This window comes from Rhodococcus qingshengii JCM 15477 (assembly GCF_023221595.1).
GTDB lineage: Bacteria > Actinomycetota > Actinomycetes > Mycobacteriales > Mycobacteriaceae > Rhodococcus_F > Rhodococcus_F qingshengii.
In genome coordinates, this window is record NZ_CP096563.1 from 4,788,149 (window position 1) to 4,806,988 (window position 18,840).

The window sequence follows — 18,840 nt, forward strand, 5'->3', positions numbered from 1 at the left end:
TTTTTTGGGGTCGCCCCCTCTTCATTTCGGGGACTTAGGTCCCCGAAACTGTTGACGGATAGGAGAATTAGCAGAGCAATCAGGACCAGGTGTGAACAGGATCTCCCGTCCGCATGTTCTCCACGTAACCGCGGAGCATTCCGGTGAGCGCAGTCGAGCGGTCCGCGCCCGAGGCCTCCGCGTGCGCCACTTGCTCGCGTTGCCAGGCGGCACCGGTCTGCCGATTCATGCACCGCCCTTCGATCACGCCGAGGTACCGATCGCGGGCCGCGGCGGACAATCCGAAGTCGGCCAAACCCTCGTCCGCCAACGGCAGCAGCCTTCGCAGGACCAACTCGTCGGCACCGACCCAACCGATCTCCGGCCAGTACAGGGTGGCGTCGAGTCCGTACTTGGCGCCGATGTGCAGGTTCTCTTCGGCCGCATGGAACGACAGGTGCGACCACAGTGGCCGCTCCGCGTTCACCAATGCGCGAACGGTTCCGTAGTAGAAGGCCGCATTGGCCATGATGTCGACGACGGTCGGCCCGGCCGGCAGCACCCGATTCTCGATACGCAAGTGCGGCTTGCCATCCGAGCAGTCGTAGACAGGCCGATTCCAGCGATAGACCGTGCCGTTGTGCATCTGAAGCTCGCTCAACTCCGGAACCCCGCCCGCCGCGAGCACTTCCAGTGGATCGGTGTCCGAGACATCAGGGAGCAGCGCCGGGAAGTACCGTGAATTCTCCTCGAACAGGTCGAGAACCGAATGGATCCACCGCTCACCGAACCACACTCGCGGTCGCACACCTTGGTTCTTGAGCTCGAAAGTTCGGGTGTCCGTTGCCTGTTCGAAGATCGGAATGCGTGATTCGTGCCAAAGCGCCTTCCCTGCCAGGAAAGGAGAATTGGCCGCAAGCGCCACCTGTACTCCGGCCAGACACTGCGCGGCATTCCAGTGCGCTGCGAATTCTTCCGGCGCGACGCGCAGGTGCAACTGCATGGACGTACAAGCCGCCTCCGGCACCACCGAATTGGTGTCGGCCCGAAGGATTTCCACGTCGCCACCGGGTAGCGCGACACCTTCGACGTCGAGTTCGATGTCCTCTCCTCGCGCGGCAAAAATTTGCTCGTTGAGCAATTCGTAGCGCTGGTTGGCGGTGATCCACTCACGATCGAGATGCTCGAGCTGCAGGGTCGGCAGCATCCCGATCATCACCATCTCGGCGTCGTGCGCGTGGATTCGCGCGTCTGCGACGTCGAGGGACGCCCGCAGTTTCTTCTCCAATTCGAAAGTCGCATCACCGGTGAGTGGGCCGGGCTCGACGTTCATCTCGACGTTGAACTGTCCGAGCTCGGTTTGGAAAACCGCAGAGTCGTCGATGGATTCGAGCACTTCACGGTTGGACATCGCGGGCGTCATCTCGCCGGTCACGAGGTTGAACTCGATCTCCATGCCCAACAGCGGAGCGGGCTTGTCGACGGCGTCTCGGAAGTCACCACCGTCGAGCATCTGCTTCATGGCGTCGACGCACGAGCGCACCTTCTTACGAAAGAGCCTACGGTCGGCTCTGGTGAATTCTCGCGCCGTGACCTCTGCACCCATTGCGCATTCCCCCTTCGACGATCAACGTCACTGAAGGCTATCCGTCCGGTGTCACCGACAAACGAGAACTGCGGTGGCACCGGGAAGAATTTCCCGGCGCCACCGCAGTTCTCCGAAAGTTTCTTCTACGAGTTGTCGACCCAGGTGACAGCTACGCCGCGAGCCTGCAGCCACGCTGCGGGATCGACCTTTGCGCCGTTCTCGGCAACCTCGAAGTGCAGGTGCGGGCCGGTGGACTGGCCACGGTTACCCACGGTGGCGATCTGCTGGCCGGCGTTGACGCGCTGGCCGACGTTGACCTGGTAGTCGTTGACGTGGCCGTACGTGGTGACCGTGCCGTCGTCGTGCTGGACGCGGACCCAGAGGCCGAAACCTGACGCCGGGCCGGCGTCGATGACCTGGCCGTCGGCTGCAGCCAGAATCGGCGTACCGATCGGAGCCGCGATGTCGAGGCCACCGTGGTGTGCTCCCCAGCGCGAACCGAAGGTGGAGGTCAGCGTTCCGGACACCGGCTGCACGGTACGAGCTGAGGTGCCGGGGTTGATCCCAGCGAGGAACTGCTGTGCCTGCGTGTTGAGGTCGGCAGCAAAATCGGGAAGCTCGGGGATGTCGAGAGCCGGAAGTGCCGCCAATTCAGCCGGAACGACAACGCCCTCGGGGAGCAGACCCTGCGGGATTTCGATGCCGGCGATGGTCTGTGTTGCCGGCGCCGCAGCAGCGGTTCCTGCGCCCATCTGGCCTGCACCGACGAGGAGTGCACCGGTAGCCGCAGCTACGACACCTGCCTTGACACCGGCACCAGGGCCAGCCGACGGGGTGCGGTGGCGGCCGCTTGCTGCCTCGGGATCGATCTCGAAGACAACATCGTCATTGCCCGTGCGGTGGTGGTTTCCCACAGTGTGTACTCCGTCAGTCGTCGGCGTGCAGCGTCCTTCTGATGAAGCCCGCTCCTCTGTCTGCCGAAGAATGTAACAGTTTGATCAAGGCGGCCGCCACCGTTACCCGATCTTGACCAAAATTATTTCTCGCCGTTCTGTCGGCTGGCGTCCAGTTCTGACTTGAATGCGTCGTATCGTGCCCGGTGAGCGGGTCGACGCCGGATGATCGCCCACGCGATGCCCAGAACCACGAACCAGATCGGCGTGACGAGAAGTGCCTGCAGGGTGTCGTCCTTGGTTGTCAGTGCCCAGAGGATGAAGACGAAGAACGCGAGCACGACCCAGCACATCACGATGCCGCCGGGCATCTTGAACTTCGACGCCTCGTGCAGGTGCGGACGACGCTTCCGGTACACCATGTAGCTCGCCAGGATGATCGTCCACACGAACATGAACAGCAGCGCCGAAATGGTCGTGACGACGGTGAAGGCCTCGATCACGGAATCGCCCGAGAACAGCAGGATCAACGACGCCAGCAGGAAGATGCACGAGAACATCAGGGCGTTCGCGGGGACCTTGCGTGAGTTCAGCTTGCCGAGGGCCCTCGGTGCGTCGCCCTCCTGCGCAAGGCCGAACACCATGCGCGAGGTGGAGTAGATACCCGAGTTGGCCGAAGATGCAGCGGAGGTCAGCACGACGAAGTTGATGACAGAAGCAGCGATGCCGAGGCCGGCGAGTGTGAACATGGCGACGAACGGACTCTTGTCTGCGCTGATTTCACGCCACGGAGTCACCGCGATGATCACGGTCAGTGCAACGACGTAGAACAGCAGGACACGAATGGGGATGGAGTTGATGGCCTTCGGCAGATTCTTCTCCGGGTCTTTCGCCTCGGCTGCCGTCGTGCCGACGAGCTCGATACCCACGAAGGCGAACACGGCGATCTGGAAGCCGGCGACGAAGCCCATGAATCCGGTCGGGAACATCCCGCCGTCGTTCCAGAGGTTGTCGATACCGGAGGTGGCACCGTTCGGCGCCGTGAACCCGGAGACGACCATGACGATGCCGACGACGATCAGGCTGACGATGGCGATGATCTTGATCAGCGCGAACCAGAACTCGGTTTCACCGAAGGCGCGAACGGTCGGGAGATTGAGGAGCAGCAGCGCCGCGATCGTCAGCAAAGCAGGAATCCACGCCGCGAGCCCTGGCCACCAGTACTTGAAGTACCCGGAAATCGCGATGACGTCCGCGATGCCGGTGACGATCCAGCAGAACCAGTAGGTCCAGCCGGTGAAGAATCCCGCCCAGGGGCCCAGCAGATCCGCGGCGAAGTCGGAGAACGACTTGTACGCCATGTTCGAGAGCAGCAGCTCCCCCATCGCCCGCATGACGAAGAAGAGCATGAATCCGATGATCATGTACACGAAGATCACGGAAGGCCCGGCGAGCGAGATCGTCTTGCCCGATCCCATGAACAGTCCGGTGCCGATGGCACCACCGATGGCGATCAGCTGGATATGCCGGTTGGACAGCTGACGTGAGAGGTGGGGGTCTTCGCCGGACGGCTTCGTCAGGTCTGGTGTATTCGCGTGGTCGGACACGGAGGATCCCCCTCGTCGTTCGGTTCATCCGGGGCATCGAAATCGTGCCCGTCGGGGGAACCTCGGAAAATGTGCTCTCTCAAAGTACGCGTGCACTGGCTCACATCACGCATCGGAAAGCGGACGCCGATAACCTGTCGAGGTGAACACTGACAGCACGGCCCATCAAGACGGACATATCGCCGCGACGCTGTTCGATTTCTCCGGAACCCTCTTCCGTTTGGAGGAGAGCGACGATTGGACCGAGCACCTCGTCGATCACCAAGGCGATCCGCTCGACGTGCACGCTCAAGCCGAGCTGATGCGTCGGATGACCGCGCCGGTGGGCAGAACCGTGGAGATGGACGAAGCGGAGATCTACGCGTGGGAGAACCGCGACCGGGATCCGAAGTTGCATCGTCAGGCTTACCTCGACGTGTTGAGTAAGTCCGGGGTGCCCGATCCGGTTCGGGCCGAAGCTTTCTACGCCCTGCTGGTCGATCCGGATCAGTGGTCGCCGTACCCGGATACCGGCGAGGTCCTGAAGTCACTGTCGGAGAAGGGCATACGCACTGCCGTCTTGAGCAACATCGCCTTCGACATCCGTCCGGCGTTCGCCGACCGCGGCTGGGACGTCTGGGTCGACGAGTTCGTTCTCTCGTTCGAGGTGGGTGCAGTCAAGCCTGAACCGGCGATCTTCGAGTACGCCCTCGCACAACTCGATGTGGATGCGGCGCAGACTCTGATGGTCGGTGACAGCGACATCGCCGACGGCGCTGCCCGTGACGTCGGTTGCCAGTTCGCACTCGTCGATCCCCTGCCGACGACCGAACGCCCGCACGCGCTACTCGACGCAGTGCGGAAGTTCGGGCTTCTGTAGGGAGCGCTCAGACACCTTCGGTGAGTTCGCGCAACGACGCGTAGCGCTCGCGCACGTGGGGAGCTGGTTCGGCGTCGAATCGTCGCTCTTCCGGTTTCGGCCACACCGGCGGCTGCGTGTCCCCGGACAGTGCCCATGCTGCTTGCCTGCATGCCCCTTCGGCGACGTACTCACCCGGAGCAGGGATCACGACCGGCACTCCGAGAATTGCCGGCGCGATCTCACAGAGAGCGCGCGACTTCGCTCCGCCTCCCACGAGGAGAACTCGCTTCACCTCGACGCCTTGACGAACCAGGTCGTCGACGCCGTCGGCCAAGCCGCACAGGAGCCCTTCGATTGCGGCTCGTGCAAAGTGCGCAGGCGTCGAGTTCTGCAGCCGGAATCCGTGCATGGCCCCCGTGGCGTCAGGGCGGTTGGGCGTCCGTTCACCCTCGAAGTACGGAATCATGACCAGCCCGTCGTTTCCGAGGGGCGCCGTCGACGCCAACCGCGACAGTTCGGCGTGATCGACACCGAGAATGGACGCCGTCGCATCAAGAATGCGCGCGCCGTTGAGAGTGCACACCAGCGGCAAGTGCAGGCCGGTTGCGTCCGCGAATCCTGCCACGTTCCCGCCGGGATCGTGCGTGGGGGTGGCCGATACAGCCGAGACGACGCCGGATGTTCCGATCGAGATGATCACGTCACCGGGAACTGCTCCCAAACCCAGTGCGGCTGCGGCATTGTCACCGGTGCCAGGCCCGACAATACCTCCGGAACGTGTACTTCCGATCTTTTCGTTCGGCGATGCAACTCGGGGAACATGCGGGGTTCGACCGCGAAATGCCAACGCCAGCAAATCTTTACGATATTCGCGCGTCGAGGCAGCATAATAGCCGGTTCCACTGGCGTCGCCCGCGTCGGTAACAAGCTCCTCGATCGAGCCGGACCCACCCAACTTCCAGGACAACCAGTCATGCGGAAGACACACCGCGGCAGTGCGATCGGCATTGCCGGGTTCGTGATCTGCCAGCCATCGAAGCTTGCTTGCCGTGACCGCGGCGACCGGAACTACACCAACTGCGTCGGCCCACGCCTTGGGTCCGCCGAACTCTTCGACCAGATCGGTCGCAGCCTTCGCCGACCGAGTGTCGTTCCACAGCAACGCCGGTCTGACAACCTCGCCGCCACTGTCCAGACACACCATGCCGTGCTGTTGAGCTCCGACCGATACGGCTGCGACGTCGCCGAGCCCACCCGCCGCGGCGATTGCACTGTCCATCGCCTCGAGCCAGCATGCCGGATCTATCTCGGTACCGACGGGGTGCGCCGCCCGCCCTTCTCGTACCAGCTCTCCCGAATCGGCATCACGGACAATGACTTTGCACGACTGGGTAGACGAATCGATACCGGCTACGAGGGTCACACTGGCGTCCTTTCCGAAGGACCGTCAGCTCGCGTTGGCGACCGCGGGCATCCGGTTGCTGCGCTTACGCAGCGATCGCACATATTCTGCGCGCTCGGTCTCCGTCATTCCACCCCAGATGCCGTACGGCTCGTGGACGGAGAGTGCGTGTTCGCGGCACTGCTGGAGTACAGGGCACGTCGCGCAGACCTTCTTGGCGTTGCGTTCACGGTTCTCGCGGGCGTGTCCACGCTCGCCGTCCGGATGGAAGTACACCGCGGAATCGTGCCCGCGGCACGCTCCCTGCAGCTGCCAGTCCCACACTTCGGCGGTCGGGTACGGCATCGGAAGGTGCTTGTGCATGATGGCGACCTCAATTCCTTACTCGGGTGACACGGATTCGGGTGACTCTGGGCTGACGCCGGGTCGGACTTATCGACGCCTGACCGATTGGCCGAGTCGATGTGCACAGACCGTTGCGAGTTCGCCGGTGACCGGCGGAGTCAGCGCTACGACGCCGTCGTCGAGAATTGCCTGCAGCCTGCGGAAATACTCGTCCGGGGCGAGGCCGAAGGTTACAAAGATCTCTTCGTCAGGTCCACCGTCGAACTGCTGCCACTTACGTGCGAACTCGACGATCTCTTGTGTATCCGTGCGGCTCATCAGGTTCTCCCCTGTTTGTGCGCCCTGCTTCACAGAAACTGCGACTCGTCTCCTCGGACGCCCGTGGCAGTGAGTCAAGACACAGACTATGCCTACTTCTGCTTTTTCACAAGACCTACTTACGTCTTTTTGTGGACAAAGTATGCGAACTTTCGCACGCTGAAGTTACCGACGAGGAATGCTTGAATAGGACAATGACCCGACCGTCCACGACTCCGGCTACCGCGGGAGAGGTATTCACGCTGATACGCAGCGGTTCCGCGACCACGCGCAGCGAGATCGGGAAGCTCACCGGCCTGTCCAGGACGGCGGTATCGGCCAGGGTTGCAGCACTTCAATCGCTTGGTTTGATCGCCGATGACGACGAGGGCCCGTCGACGGGCGGCCGGCCGCCGTCCACTCTCACCTTCGCGAACTCGTCCGGCGTGGTTCTCGTCGTGGCAATCGGTCGATCGCGGGCACAACTTGCCGTCACCGACCTGGCGGGCACGATCCTCGCGGCAGAAGACATCGACAAGTCGGTCGGGGTCGGCCCCGACGAACTGATGCCCGAAATTGCCGAGCATCTTTCGTCACTACTGGCCCAGGTCCACCGCGCGTCTACCGAGGTCATCGGAATCGGACTGAGCATTCCCGGAACGGTCGACGTCGCCGCGGGAGCAAGCCTCGACTCTCCGATGATGGCGGGATGGGACGGAGTCGCGCTTGCCCCCTATCTGGCATCGGTGACCACGGCTCCGCTGTTCGCGGACAACGATGCCAACGTGATGGCTCTGGCCGAATTGAGCGAGCGACGCGAGAGTGCGCCCAACCTCCTGATGATCAAGGCGTCAACCGGCCTCGGCGCAGGAATCGTCATGGGCGGAGTCCTCCAACGCGGTTCACTCGGAGCGTCCGGCGAGATCGGGCATACCAAAACCGCTGCAGCGCGGGGCATGAAGTGTCGCTGCGGCGACGTCGGCTGCGTCGAAACTGTCGCCAGCGGTTGGGCTCTCGTGCATGCCCTCCGAGATCAGGGCCGAAGCGTCGGTCACGTGCGTGATGTCGTCCGCCTCGCCCTGGACGGCGACAGCGAAGCCCGCCGGCTCATCAGAAGCAGCGGCCGACTGATCGGCGACGTCATTTCCGGCGCGGTCAATCTCCTCAATCCCGAGGTCCTGATCATCGGCGGCGACATGGCCGAGGCGGACGAACTCTTCCTCGCCGGGCTTCGGGAGTCCGTCTACGGCAACGCAACGGCGCTTGCCACCCGAAAGCTTCAGATCGCTTCGGTCAGCCACGGCGCACAATCCGGCATCCTCGGTTGTGCGGTTCTCGTCCTCGACCATCTGCTCAGCGCCAGGGAAATCGATCTGCGGATCGCGGCGTCACTCCACACGTGAGTCGCTGACTTCTCGCACGCTCCGCATCAAACAATCAGACTTTTCCGGCATCGCTTGTGTTGACGCTCACACTTCTGCATAATTCATTACCTACCGATCATTCGGTTGCCGATATCGACGATGAGATCGCGCAGGAACGCTCCGAGTCAGCCAAAAGCATGCACCGAGCACACCGGCAACGTCGCAGATCGAACAGCGTTTCTCCCCTGTTCCGACTTCGCAGTTTCACCGTGTCGGTGAACCACGTGACTGGCAGAAAGTAGCTCGATGACCACAACCAGAACTGGCACCAAGCCCGCCGCGAAGGAATACGACCGCGCCGCGATGGCGTCGATGGTCGGCACCACCGTCGAGTGGTACGACTTCTTCATCTACGCCCAAGCTGCAGCCCTGATCTTTGCCGACCTGTTCTTCAAGCCGATGGGCTCGGCCGGCCAGATCGTCTCCTACGTCACGGTCGGCATCAGCTTTGTCTTCCGTCCTCTCGGTGCCATCGTGGCCGGCTATCTCGGCGACAGGCTCGGCCGCAAACGTGTCCTGGTCGCGACGTTGGCGATGATGGGTGCCGCGACGGTTCTCATCGGCGTGCTGCCGACGTATGCCTCGATCGGAATCTGGGCACCGATCCTGTTGATCCTGCTTCGCGTCGTCCAAGGATTCTCGACGGGCGGCGAATGGGGCGGGGCCGCTCTTCTTGCCGTCGAACACGCACCCACCAAGCGTCGAGGATTCTTCGGAGCGTTCGTACAGATGGGAGTACCGCTCGGAATGTTGCTCGCCACCGGCGTTTTGGCACTGTGCACGTTCACCCTCACGGACGAACAGTTCACCACCTGGGGATGGCGAGTGCCGTTCCTGCTCAGCGTCGTGTTGATCGGCGTCGGCTTCTACATTCGAAGCAAGGTCAGCGAGTCACCCGTATTCGCCGAACTCAAGGAACGCCGCACCGAGAGCAACACGCCTATCCGAACTCTGTTCAAGAAACACCCGAAGCAGGTCGTACTCGCGGCGCTGTCCTTCATCGGCACAAACGGCAACGGCTACATGGTGATCGGCGGATTCATCGTCGCGTACGCAACCAAGACCTATGGCCTGGGTAAGACCGAACTACTGATTGCCACGCTCGCAAGTGCCGTCACGTGGGGCGTTTTCACCATGATCGGCGCCTACTGGTCGGATCGACGCGGCCGCACCACGGTGATGAACGTGGGCAACCTCGCAATGGTCCTCTTCGCGGTGCCGTTCTTCCTCCTCATCGACACCGGGAATCTCGGCTGGATCTACGTGGCGATGATCCTGTTCTCGGTCGGACTCGGGCTGTCGTACGGACCTCAACCCGCGTTGTTCGCCGAACTGTTCCCGGCTTCGATCCGTTACAGCGGTGCGTCGATCTCCTACGCGGTAGGCACCATCTTCGGCGGCGCCTTTGCTCCCACCGTCGCACAGTGGCTCCTCGGCAAGACCGGTGGCACCCTTGCCATCTCGATCTACCTCGCCCTGCTGGCGGCGGTCTCGTTCGTCGCCACGATGCTCATCAAGGATCGATCAGGACGAGACCTGATGGTGTGATCGACCTGAATGTGGACGCCCAACGGCGTCGCGATGCCGGAGTTTGTCAGCCGAACTTTCGAAAGGCGAACTCCGGCAACTTCTTCGCAGCATTCGCTGTACGCACGATCTTGTGGTTCTTGCCTCGCATCAGCGCCAGTTGGATCCGCGATTCGATCCAGAACGCGCCGCGAGGCGAGCGGTTCCAGGTCTTGTGCAGCAACGTCTTCGTCGCTGCGACGGCGTCCGGCGAGCGAACCGCGATCTGCGACAGCAGTTCCTGTGCCGGCTTGATCGGATTGTCGCTGACTCCGCTCACGAACCCCCACTCGAGAGCCTGATTTCCGTCGAACAGTTCAGCAGTCATGGCGAGGCGTTTCACGACGTCCATTGCCGCGAGTTCGCGCATCGTGACCGTTCCGGTCATGTCGGGGATCAATCCCCACTTCGCCTCCATCACCGAGAACGTGCAATCGGGGGTGGTGAATCGAAAGTCTGCGGCGAGCGCCAATTGCAGTCCCCCACCGAAGCAGTGCCCGTGAACGACCGCGATGACCGGCACGGGCAATTCGCGCCACACCCAGCACGCGCGTTGAAAGAGGTTGGTCTTCTGACCGGGAAATTTCGCGAAGGCCTTCGCCATGCGCCTCGGTTGCTTACCCGCAGAGGCGAAGTCCAACCCGGCCGAGAACGCGTCACCCGCGCCTTGAAGAATCACGCCCCGGATCGAACGATCGGCTTCGATAGTTCGAGCGGCGTCCACCAGGGCGTCGAGCATGTCCAGATCGAGACCGTTGAGTTTCTCCGGTCGGCTGAGCGTCACGTACGCCACCGACTGCACTACCTCGACACGAACGCGATCACTCACGGCAACTCCTTCGGTTAGACATACCCCCGACGAACTTACCTGAGAGTAAGTTCGTCGGGGGTCCGTCATGCCATCTCCGCAAGAAGTTCCATGGTCACTTTGCCGGCAGGATCCGAATCAGTGGATGAAGGCACGGCCACGACGGAGTCCACACCCGCCGCTCGGTACGCCTCGAGTTGCTCGCGGGCATCGGCCGGAGTCCCGACGATTCCCACCGTTGCCACCATCGCGTCCGAGACCTGGCTCAAGAGCTCGCGCGGCGCGGCCCCGGCCCTGGCTGCCTCGATCACATCAGCGAAGCCCGCGCGGACGAACATGTCCGAGTACCCCGGAGCAGCCAGATACGGTACGAGCCCGCGTCGAAGTTGATCGATCGACACCTGTGACGGTCCATTCTCGGCGACGGCAGCCGGTGCCCACACCGACACGAAAGGCATGCCGGTTTCCAACTCGGCAGCGATTTCCTTGCACCGTGTGATCAGGCGCCCCGCTTGCTCCGGGCTGACCAGATTGAGCACCAGTTCGTCGCCCAACTCCACCGCGGCCCGAAGCGCCTTGTCCCCGAATGCCGCAACGATCAGCCGCCCACCTGGCGGCTGAAGTCGCAGCCGATATCCGCTGGTCCGCATCACCGTTCCGGCGACTTCGCCCCGTTCACCGTCCATCAGCGCTCGTACACCGCGGGCGGACTCCGCGAGCGCCCGAGCTGCCCCGGACCTGCTTCGTCCATGCCATTTTTCGACCACGACAGTGCTGGACGTACCCAAGGCGATCGACACGTGGCGCCCGGTGAGATCGGCCACCGACGCCGCCCCGATCGCGATCATCGCCGGATCACGAACCGTCACCGCGAGTGGGCCGACCACCAGTTCGGAGTACTCGAAGCCGACGCCGACCGACGTCGCCAGCGCAAAGGCGTCGTACGTCGCCATCTCCCCCACCCACACTCGGCCGAACCCCAGTTTGTCGGCGAGGCGCGCGGTAGTGGTCACCTCCCGCGGCGGACGGTCCTGCCACAACCCCAGGGAGATGTCGATGGTCGGCAAACCTCTACTCGAAGTCGGAGACAAGACCCATTCCCTCCAACAGTGTCGGACGGTCGTAGTACTCGAGCCACTCGGTGATCCGTCCGTCTGCCATGCTGAGGATTCCGACAACAGGAACGACGCCATGGGTACCGTCGAAGTGGAAGTCGTCCACTCGCTGCACAAATACCCTTCCGTCGATCACGCCGAGAGACTCGATCTTCAGTGTGATCCGTTCACACTTGCTTGCCAGTAACGCAATTCGGCCCGCAACGGCCTCCTTGCCGACAAGAGGTTCCTGCATGACGCTGTGGAGCACACCGTCCTCGGCGAACAAGTCGACGACGCGTGTCCAGTCCATGACGTCCCACGCCTGGAACATCTCACGCGCCAACGCAAGCTTGTCACTGTCGTTCATCACACTCATGCCACACTCTTCTGTCGAAGCTCACGCTTGAGGATCTTTCCGGTCGAATTGCGCGGCAGTTCTTTCCGAATCTCCAGCCGCTCGGGAAGTTTGTACGACGCGATGCGCTTGTCCTTCAGGAACGCAACCAGAGCATCGAGTTCGAGTTCCGTCTCGGGTCGAAGTGTCACCACTGCTGCGACGCGCTCACCGAGTACTTCGTCGGGGTCGCCGATGACGGCCACATCCGCAACGGCCGGATGCTCGGCGATCAATCCCTCCAGTTCGGCTGGGGCGATGTTCATTCCGCCGCGGATCACGAGGTCCTTCCCCCGGTCCAGGTAGCGGAGAAACTGCCCGTGATCCCCGGCAATCTCGAAGATGTCTCCGGTGCAGAGGAATCCGCGCTCGTCGAACGGAGACGGCCGATCGCCGAGATAGCCGGCAAAGACCGTCGGTCCGCTGATTCGCAACTCACCCGGGTGCCCGACTTCCGTGATGTCCTCGCCGGTGACCACGTCGACCAAGCGAACGTCCATCCAGTCCGAGATTCTGGTGCTCCAGCGGAAGTTCTCGACACCGAAACGAGGGAAGTACCGTGCGCGGTCGTCCGGATCCGGCATGTCCGCAGGCGAGGAGAGCAGACTGATGCCTTCGTTGGACCCGAAGAAGTTGATGACTCCGATTCCATATCGCTCCTGCCATCCCCGCACCATCGGAGGTTGCAGTGGCACCGAACCCGAACCGATCCGAGTCAAGCTCGACAGGTCGACCGCCGCGAGCATCGACTCGTCGGCGAGCAGCATCCACAACAGCGCAGGCGGCGCTACCGTGTACGTCACGCGCTCGGCCTCGATCTGCCCGAGGAATACTCGAAGGTCGAACGGGTGATGCTGTACCAGTACACATCCCGTGCGGAGCCACGGCAGGAACATTCCGTTGATTCCGGCCATGTTGACCATCGGGAACGGGTTCAACAAGACGTCGCCGACTCCGATGTCGGGAGCGTCGATCGTGGCCCAGCAGATGGCCAGCCACTCGTAGTGCGAACGTGGGACCCCCTTCGGTTCGCTTTCGGTCCCGGAGGTCCAACAGATCGTCATCGCATCGTTGGGGTCGTTGGGATCTTCGGTGATTCGTACATCCAATTCACTGCGCTGTGTTTCGGTGGCCGCCCGAGGACTCAGCCCCACGACACCGGCGGGCAACTGGGCCGGAAGCTCGGATGCGGGAGCGTAGGCGAACACCGATCTCAGAGAGGGAATCCGGGATCTGATTGCAGCGATCTCCGTAGCAGGGAGTCTGTCACCAAAACTGGGTACGGTGACAAATGCTGCAAACGCCGCCTGGTTTGCCATTCCTTCCACTTCACGTTCGCGGTACTGCATGGGCAATGGCGAGACCACGATCCCCAGAGACCACGCTGCAAGGTAGACCTCGACCAATTCGACGGTATTGGGCATCTGCACGCCCAGAACATCTCCCCGGCCCAAACCCACCTCGGAGAAGCCGGCAGCGAGCGCGATGACTTCGCTCTCCAGTTGGTTCCAACTGAGGCGTCGCGGATCTCCGCCGGACAACTCGCTCCGGTTCGCCGGATCAACCACGGCAAGTTCGTCACCGCGTACCCGCACCTGCGCCCGGAACACCTGATCGATCGTCTCGTCGGACCACCATCCTTTCGAGGTGTATTCGTCCACCTTGACGCGAGGATGCAATCCCCTGTGTGCCTTGTTCATTCGCGTACTCGTTTCAGTTCTCGTAACGGCCGGAAATGTCGATCACGTCGCCTTGCTTCTCGAACGCCTGGGTAGCGGCGTTCCACTCGAACGGCTGGAATGCCAGGATTCCCAATGCATGGTCCGCGGTCATCGTGAATTTGATTCCGTCGATGAACATCGGCGGGTGGTAGTCCTGCGTTCGTGCGGCACTCATGATGCTGGCGCGTGAGAGTCCGTCGGATGACTCAGAGGCCCGAGTGAAGTTGTCCACCAACAGGTCACCGATGGCCCAGCCATTCACGGTGTAGCTGTTGGTCGGGGAATCGGCACCGTGAGCAGCCGCACCGGCCAGGTAGTCACGTACCGCCGCGTCGTCCTTGTAGAGGGCGTTGTTGGGATCCTTGAGCCACACCATCACCTGCTGCCCGTCGGCAGCATCACCGGCGGGCGCATACAGCGTCGCACCGTCGACGCAGTTCGACGGTTGAATCACGGTGTCGGGCTTCCATCCGACACGTCCGATCGCCTGGGTGATCGCGAGGCAATCGGTGGTGACACCGGCCACCACCAATACCTCGGCGCCACTGGCTTTGAGGGTCGATGCCGCCGTCTTGGGGTCGGTCAGCGCCTCTTCGGCTGCGATCTCGAAGTTCGTTCCTTCGATCGCGGACTTGAAGCCGTTGGCGATCCCTTGTCCGGACTCGGTCTGGTTCGTGGCCAAGGCAACCTTGGCGCCGCTCGGATACTTCTTCTTCAGGCTTTCGACCACTACCTCCATCTCGACGCCCGGATCCGGTAGATACTCCGTGGTCCACGGAAAGTCTTCGATCACCCGGAACTCGGGCATGCCTGCCTGCGCGAAGAGCAGTGGAACACAGGCAGTGGTCTGGTCGTCCGCGATGGCGTTCAACTGGCCTGCTCCGAACGTGCCCAGAACGTCGACCTTGTCCTTCTGAATGAACTCTCCGACATTGGCTTTGGCGCGCTCCGGGGAGAAGGCATCGTCCTTGACCACGACGTCGAGCTTGACGCCGCCGACGCCGCCGGCCGCGTTCTCGACCTCGAACCGTGCTCGCATTCCTTCGATCACGTTGCCGACCGCGTCGGCGAGCGGGCCGGACGTCGGCCCACTCCACCCCACCGTGAGTTTGTCGGTGATCGGCGCCGCGGCACCACTGGGATCGCTGCAGTCGTCGACCGATACTGCTCCGGCCGAGGTCGACGTGTTGCTCTCTGCGTCGGAGTTACCTCCGCAGGCCGAAAGGAGTAGTGCCGCAGCGGCGATGACTGCGGGAATCGTGGTCTGCCTTTTCATATCGTCCAGTTCCTTGCTGTGAGTTGAGAGAAACGAGAGTGGGCGAGGGAGACGGCGCTCAGGTGCGGGGTTCACCTTCGCGATACTTGGGATGATCTGCGGGAACCACGAGGACAAACCGTCGGAGAACGCTGTTGATCCGGCCGACGATTCCGTCCGGCATCAAGAACACGATCGCGATCAGCACCGCGCCGAACACCACTCCCGACACGGGGCCGTCGGTGACGCTTCCGGTGTAGTACGGCAGGAACACCACTGCCGTCGCCCCGACGATCGGGCCGAATTGCGTTGCGATTCCGCCCAACACCAGTCCGGTGATGAACTCGATCGACTTCATCAACGAAAAGGACTCGGGTGAGAGCGCGCCGATGTACATCGTGAACAGCGAACCTGCCAGACCGGTGATCGCGCCGGAAAGTCCGAAAGCGAGAATCTTGACCCGCGCGACGTTGATGCCGTTTGCACTCGCCGCAATCTCGTTGTCGCGCACCGCAACCATTGCCAAACCGAATCGACTCTTGACGAGATTGCGGATCAGGAGCATGACCACTGCCAGCGTCACTACCGAAACCCAGAAGATCCAGAGATAGGTGTCCGCGCGGGTCAAACCCGTCCATTTCGGCGGGACCAGAAGATTCGCACGAACGACCATGCCGGCCGCGCCACCGGTGAGATCCCCGGTCTTGCGGATCACTTCGGGAAACGCCACAGCGACGGCGAGGGTAACGAGAGCCAGATACAGCCCTTTGATCCGCAAGGAGGGAAGCCCGACGAGAAGTCCTAGTACGAAACACAATACGACTGCCATCGGGATTGTGGTCAACGGCGAGTATCCGCGATCGACGATCAGAACGCCGGTCGTGTACGCGCCGAGGCCGAAGAAGGCAGAATGGCCGATCGACAGAAGTCCGGTGTACCCGCTGACGATATTCAGTCCGGCGATGGCAATCGCGATGATGAAGACACTCGTGAACTGCCCTACGCGAAACGGCGCGCTCTGCGACACGAGGAGCAGGGCACAGACGGCAGCCACCAGCAGAACCAGTTGGAGTATCCGGTACGACGTCGATCCGGCAACCACCACGCGCGGTCGCCTGACTGCCTTTTCGGCGACCGCGGGTTCATTTCTCTCGGCAAGCGTCGTCATACCCGCTCCAGTTTCTTGGTACCGAACAGTCCATTGGGTCTGACGAAGAGGATCACCACGATGATCAGTAGCGCGGATGTCTGCTGCAGCGAACCGCCGATGACCGAAATGTAGCCGCTGAGCATCGATTCCAGAACACCGATCGTCAACCCACCCACAACTGCGCCGACAAGACTGTCCAGACCGCCGAACAGCGCTGCCGCAGATGCTGCGATGAAGATCGGGAACATGGTCGTGAGGCCGAGTTGTTGCGGCGAGAGCGGAGTGACCAGGACACCGGCCAGTGCGCCGATCGCTGCCGCAACACCCCAGCCGATTGCGAGTATCCGGCTGGTCGGAACTCCGGCGAGAGTGGCAGATTCGGCATTGTCCGCGACGGCACGCATGTGCAGACCGACTCTCGTCTTGCGAAAGAGCAAGGACATCAACACAAGTAGGACAACGAGCGCAACCAGTACGCCCAGTGCGTCGCCGTACACGCGCGCGCCGCCCACCGAGATGTAGTCGGTGGGACCGTTGGGAAACGGGCTCGGCATGATCTTCGTTTCGCTCCCCCACAACATTCCGGCCAACGAGTTGAGCCCGGTGAACAATCCCAGTGCCACTATCAGCACTGCCATGTCACTTCTACGTTGAACCGGCCGGATGAGCAGACGCTCCATCAACGCCCCGAGCAGGAAGCCGAGAGCGAGAGCCGCTCCGATCGCGGCCCAGATCGGCCAGGACATCGTTGTGAGCCACCACGCCACGAAGGTTGTGAACAGGGCCAACTCGCCCTGAGCGAAGTTGATCGTGCCGGTGGCACGGAACACCACCACGAGTGCCAGCGCGAGAATTGCATAGATCGATCCGTTGGTCAATCCGGAGATGAGTCGTTCGAGAAAGAGTGTCACCGTTTACTCCTGGTACCCGAGATAGGCGCTGCGCACGACGTCGTCGGAACGAAATTCCTCGGGCGTGCCGGCAGCGACGATGGTGCCTACGTCGAGCAGGAAGACCTTCGACGCGAGTTTCATCGCGAGATCGGCATTCTGTTCCACGATCAGCAGTGCAGTTCCGTCGCTCCGGTTGATAGCACCGAGTGTGTCGAACAATTCGGCGATGACGATGGGCGCCAGACCCAGGCTCGGTTCGTCGCACAAAAGCAGGGTGGGACGGCTCATCAATGCCCGCGCGACCGCGAGCATCTGCTGTTCACCGCCTGACAGCGAACCTGCCAACTGTGTGGACCTCCTCGCGAGCACCGGAAATGTCTCACACCACCGCTCGATGTCGGCCTCGATCTCCGCCTTGTCGTTGCGAAGCGCAGCGCCGACGAGCAGGTTGTCACGTACCGACAGTTGACCGAGAGTTCCACGGCCCTGTGGGACAAGGCTGACGCCGGCGGCCACGGCGCGTTCAGGTTTGGATCCGAGCGGCGAACCGTTGAAGGTGATCGTTCCCTGGTGCGGAATCAATCCGGCAAGCGCACGCATCATGGTGGTCTTGCCGGCACCGTTCGCGCCGAGAACGACAGCGACCCCGCCGGGTTCCACGTCGAGCGAAACCCCGTGCAGTACATTGCCTCGCCCGTAACCGGCATGCAGATCATCGACGCTCAGCAGGATCATGCCGCTCGCCCCAGATAAGCATTGATCACGGCGTCGTTCTGCTGGATCTCCGCCGGAGTACCTTCAGCGATCTTGTGGCCGAAGTTCAGTGCGACAACGTGATCGGAGATACCCAGCACCAATCCCATGTGGTGTTCGACCAGAAGCGCTCCGAAGCCGAAGTCGTCGCGGAGCGAGACGATCAGTTCTCCCAGCTCCTTGACTTCGCTGTGTGTGAGCCCGCCGGCGGGCTCGTCGAGCAGAAGCAGCGAAGGCTCGGACATCAATGCTCGTGCCAGTTCGACGCGCTTGAGTGTTCCGAACGGAAGGCCTGCTGCCGGCGCGTTCGCGACGTCGACGAGTTCGAGGCGTTCGAGCAGGTACCAGGCCTTCTCTCGCAGTTCTCGGACTCGGGCGCGCGCTGGAGGCCAGCCGAGAACCCCGCTCGCCAGTCCGAAGCGGCCCCGAGACGATCCGCCGACCATGGTGTTGTCGAAGACGCTCATGCCGCTGAACAGTGCGAGATTCTGGAAGGTCCGAGCGATCCCTGCAGATGCCAATGCATAGGGCCGCAATCCCAAGAGGTCGGTTCCTTGCCAGGTGATGACACCGCGACTCGGTTCGTAAATCCTTGTGATGCAGTTGAACAGCGTGGTCTTACCAGCGCCGTTCGGCCCGATGAGTCCGCAGATCTGGCCGGCGTGGACGTCGAAGCCGACGTCGTCGAGAGCCGTGACTCCGCCGAATTCGATCGATACATCGGAGAGCGTGAGTACGACCGGGTCATTCGCGGGTTGTGCGGGTGGTGTGTTTCCAAGCATTGGTTTCACCTCCTCGTGACACTTCAATTAACAGTGTGATAGAGA

18 protein-coding genes are annotated in these 18,840 nt (G+C 62.2%); 3 read left to right on the top strand and 15 right to left on the bottom strand.

The genetic code is table 11. The annotated features are described in order from the left end of the window. Positions 1-79: 79 nt before the first annotated feature. The 3 genes from M0639_RS21795 to cycA all read right to left on the bottom strand — a co-directional run bounded on the left by M0639_RS21795 (position 80) and on the right by cycA (position 4,067). Positions 80-1,585 carry a glutamate-cysteine ligase family protein gene (locus tag M0639_RS21795; protein WP_064074014.1) on the bottom strand — a complete coding sequence of 502 codons (1,506 nt, stop codon included), beginning with the start codon at positions 1,583-1,585 and terminating at the stop codon, positions 80-82. Between the two features lie 125 nt (positions 1,586-1,710). Then, entirely contained in the window at positions 1,711-2,481 is a 771-nt protein-coding gene (locus tag M0639_RS21800) for a M23 family metallopeptidase (protein ID WP_003946431.1), read from the bottom strand. A gap of 122 nt (positions 2,482-2,603) precedes the next feature. Then, positions 2,604-4,067 carry a D-serine/D-alanine/glycine transporter gene (gene cycA / locus M0639_RS21805; protein WP_030534902.1) on the bottom strand — a complete coding sequence of 488 codons (1,464 nt, stop codon included), beginning with the start codon at positions 4,065-4,067 and terminating at the stop codon, positions 2,604-2,606. Between the two features lie 142 nt (positions 4,068-4,209). Between cycA and M0639_RS21810 the strand changes: the two genes are divergently transcribed. After that, positions 4,210-4,926 (top strand): HAD family hydrolase, encoded by a 717-nt coding sequence (locus M0639_RS21810; RefSeq protein ID WP_047272587.1) that lies wholly within the window; start codon positions 4,210-4,212, stop codon positions 4,924-4,926. Between the two features lie 7 nt (positions 4,927-4,933). On the opposite strand, the gene xylB is transcribed toward M0639_RS21810, so the two are convergent. The 3 genes from xylB to M0639_RS21825 all read right to left on the bottom strand — a co-directional run bounded on the left by xylB (position 4,934) and on the right by M0639_RS21825 (position 6,973). Then, positions 4,934-6,331, bottom strand: coding sequence for a xylulokinase (xylB, locus tag M0639_RS21815; RefSeq protein WP_047272588.1), 1,398 nt, complete (start codon positions 6,329-6,331; stop codon positions 4,934-4,936). 24 nt (positions 6,332-6,355) lie between these two features. Continuing rightward, positions 6,356-6,673, bottom strand: coding sequence for a WhiB family transcriptional regulator (locus M0639_RS21820; RefSeq protein WP_003946343.1), 318 nt, complete (start codon positions 6,671-6,673; stop codon positions 6,356-6,358). A gap of 69 nt (positions 6,674-6,742) precedes the next feature. Beyond that, entirely contained in the window at positions 6,743-6,973 is a 231-nt protein-coding gene (locus M0639_RS21825; protein ID WP_030534904.1) for a DUF3263 domain-containing protein, read from the bottom strand. 194 nt (positions 6,974-7,167) lie between these two features. Here M0639_RS21825 and M0639_RS21830 point away from each other — a divergent pair, with 194 nt between their 5' ends. Then, positions 7,168-8,355: an ROK family transcriptional regulator gene (locus M0639_RS21830; RefSeq protein ID WP_003946405.1), complete on the top strand. Its 1,188-nt coding sequence runs from the start codon at positions 7,168-7,170 to the stop codon at positions 8,353-8,355. 267 nt (positions 8,356-8,622) lie between these two features. Continuing rightward, on the top strand, positions 8,623-9,924 hold the full coding sequence (locus tag M0639_RS21835) for an MFS transporter (RefSeq protein ID WP_007727683.1): 1,302 nt from the start codon (positions 8,623-8,625) through the stop codon (positions 9,922-9,924). 46 nt (positions 9,925-9,970) lie between these two features. Here M0639_RS21835 and M0639_RS21840 read toward each other — a convergent pair whose 3' ends face one another. The 9 genes from M0639_RS21840 to M0639_RS21880 form a co-directional block, all read right to left on the bottom strand. Continuing rightward, positions 9,971-10,771: a crotonase/enoyl-CoA hydratase family protein gene (locus M0639_RS21840; RefSeq protein ID WP_042451070.1), complete on the bottom strand. Its 801-nt coding sequence runs from the start codon at positions 10,769-10,771 to the stop codon at positions 9,971-9,973. A 65-nt stretch (positions 10,772-10,836) separates the two neighbouring features. Next, the gene (locus M0639_RS21845) at positions 10,837-11,841 is read right to left on the bottom strand and encodes an LLM class F420-dependent oxidoreductase (RefSeq protein ID WP_228232790.1); all 1,005 of its coding nucleotides are present in this window, start codon (positions 11,839-11,841) and stop codon (positions 10,837-10,839) included. After that, positions 11,822-12,223, bottom strand: coding sequence for a nuclear transport factor 2 family protein (locus M0639_RS21850; RefSeq protein ID WP_021345212.1), 402 nt, complete (start codon positions 12,221-12,223; stop codon positions 11,822-11,824). The genes M0639_RS21845 and M0639_RS21850 overlap by 20 nt, the downstream gene beginning before the upstream one ends. After that, positions 12,220-13,941 carry a class I adenylate-forming enzyme family protein gene (locus tag M0639_RS21855; RefSeq protein ID WP_030534908.1) on the bottom strand — a complete coding sequence of 574 codons (1,722 nt, stop codon included), beginning with the start codon at positions 13,939-13,941 and terminating at the stop codon, positions 12,220-12,222. The genes M0639_RS21850 and M0639_RS21855 overlap by 4 nt, the downstream gene beginning before the upstream one ends. Before the next feature lie 13 nt (positions 13,942-13,954). Further along, positions 13,955-15,238, bottom strand: coding sequence for an ABC transporter substrate-binding protein (locus M0639_RS21860; RefSeq protein WP_003939841.1), 1,284 nt, complete (start codon positions 15,236-15,238; stop codon positions 13,955-13,957). A gap of 58 nt (positions 15,239-15,296) precedes the next feature. Then, positions 15,297-16,385 carry a branched-chain amino acid ABC transporter permease gene (locus M0639_RS21865; protein WP_021345215.1) on the bottom strand — a complete coding sequence of 363 codons (1,089 nt, stop codon included), beginning with the start codon at positions 16,383-16,385 and terminating at the stop codon, positions 15,297-15,299. Continuing rightward, positions 16,382-17,278, bottom strand: coding sequence for a branched-chain amino acid ABC transporter permease (locus M0639_RS21870; RefSeq protein ID WP_003940241.1), 897 nt, complete (start codon positions 17,276-17,278; stop codon positions 16,382-16,384). The genes M0639_RS21865 and M0639_RS21870 overlap by 4 nt, the downstream gene beginning before the upstream one ends. A gap of 3 nt (positions 17,279-17,281) precedes the next feature. Further along, complete coding sequence (locus tag M0639_RS21875) at positions 17,282-17,995, bottom strand: ABC transporter ATP-binding protein (RefSeq protein WP_054801342.1); 714 nt, start codon at positions 17,993-17,995, stop codon at positions 17,282-17,284. Then, positions 17,992-18,795 (bottom strand): ABC transporter ATP-binding protein, encoded by an 804-nt coding sequence (locus tag M0639_RS21880; protein ID WP_021345217.1) that lies wholly within the window; start codon positions 18,793-18,795, stop codon positions 17,992-17,994. The genes M0639_RS21875 and M0639_RS21880 overlap by 4 nt, the downstream gene beginning before the upstream one ends. Positions 18,796-18,840: the final 45 nt, after the last annotated feature.

Coding starts and splice junctions, on each gene's coding strand:
- M0639_RS21865 (WP_021345215.1), bottom strand. CDS start 16,385: ATGACGACGCTTGCCGAGAGAAATGAACCCGCGGTCGCCGAAAAGGCA.
- M0639_RS21875 (WP_054801342.1), bottom strand. CDS start 17,995: ATGATCCTGCTGAGCGTCGATGATCTGCATGCCGGTTACGGGCGAGGC.
- M0639_RS21880 (WP_021345217.1), bottom strand. CDS start 18,795: ATGCTTGGAAACACACCACCCGCACAACCCGCGAATGACCCGGTCGTA.
- M0639_RS21860 (WP_003939841.1), bottom strand. CDS start 15,238: ATGAAAAGGCAGACCACGATTCCCGCAGTCATCGCCGCTGCGGCACTA.
- M0639_RS21820 (WP_003946343.1), bottom strand. CDS start 6,673: ATGCACAAGCACCTTCCGATGCCGTACCCGACCGCCGAAGTGTGGGAC.
- M0639_RS21795 (WP_064074014.1), bottom strand. CDS start 1,585: ATGGGTGCAGAGGTCACGGCGCGAGAATTCACCAGAGCCGACCGTAGG.
- M0639_RS21855 (WP_030534908.1), bottom strand. CDS start 13,941: ATGAACAAGGCACACAGGGGATTGCATCCTCGCGTCAAGGTGGACGAA.
- M0639_RS21835 (WP_007727683.1), top strand. CDS start 8,623: ATGACCACAACCAGAACTGGCACCAAGCCCGCCGCGAAGGAATACGAC.
- M0639_RS21825 (WP_030534904.1), bottom strand. CDS start 6,973: ATGAGCCGCACGGATACACAAGAGATCGTCGAGTTCGCACGTAAGTGG.
- M0639_RS21850 (WP_021345212.1), bottom strand. CDS start 12,223: ATGAGTGTGATGAACGACAGTGACAAGCTTGCGTTGGCGCGTGAGATG.
- M0639_RS21830 (WP_003946405.1), top strand. CDS start 7,168: ATGACCCGACCGTCCACGACTCCGGCTACCGCGGGAGAGGTATTCACG.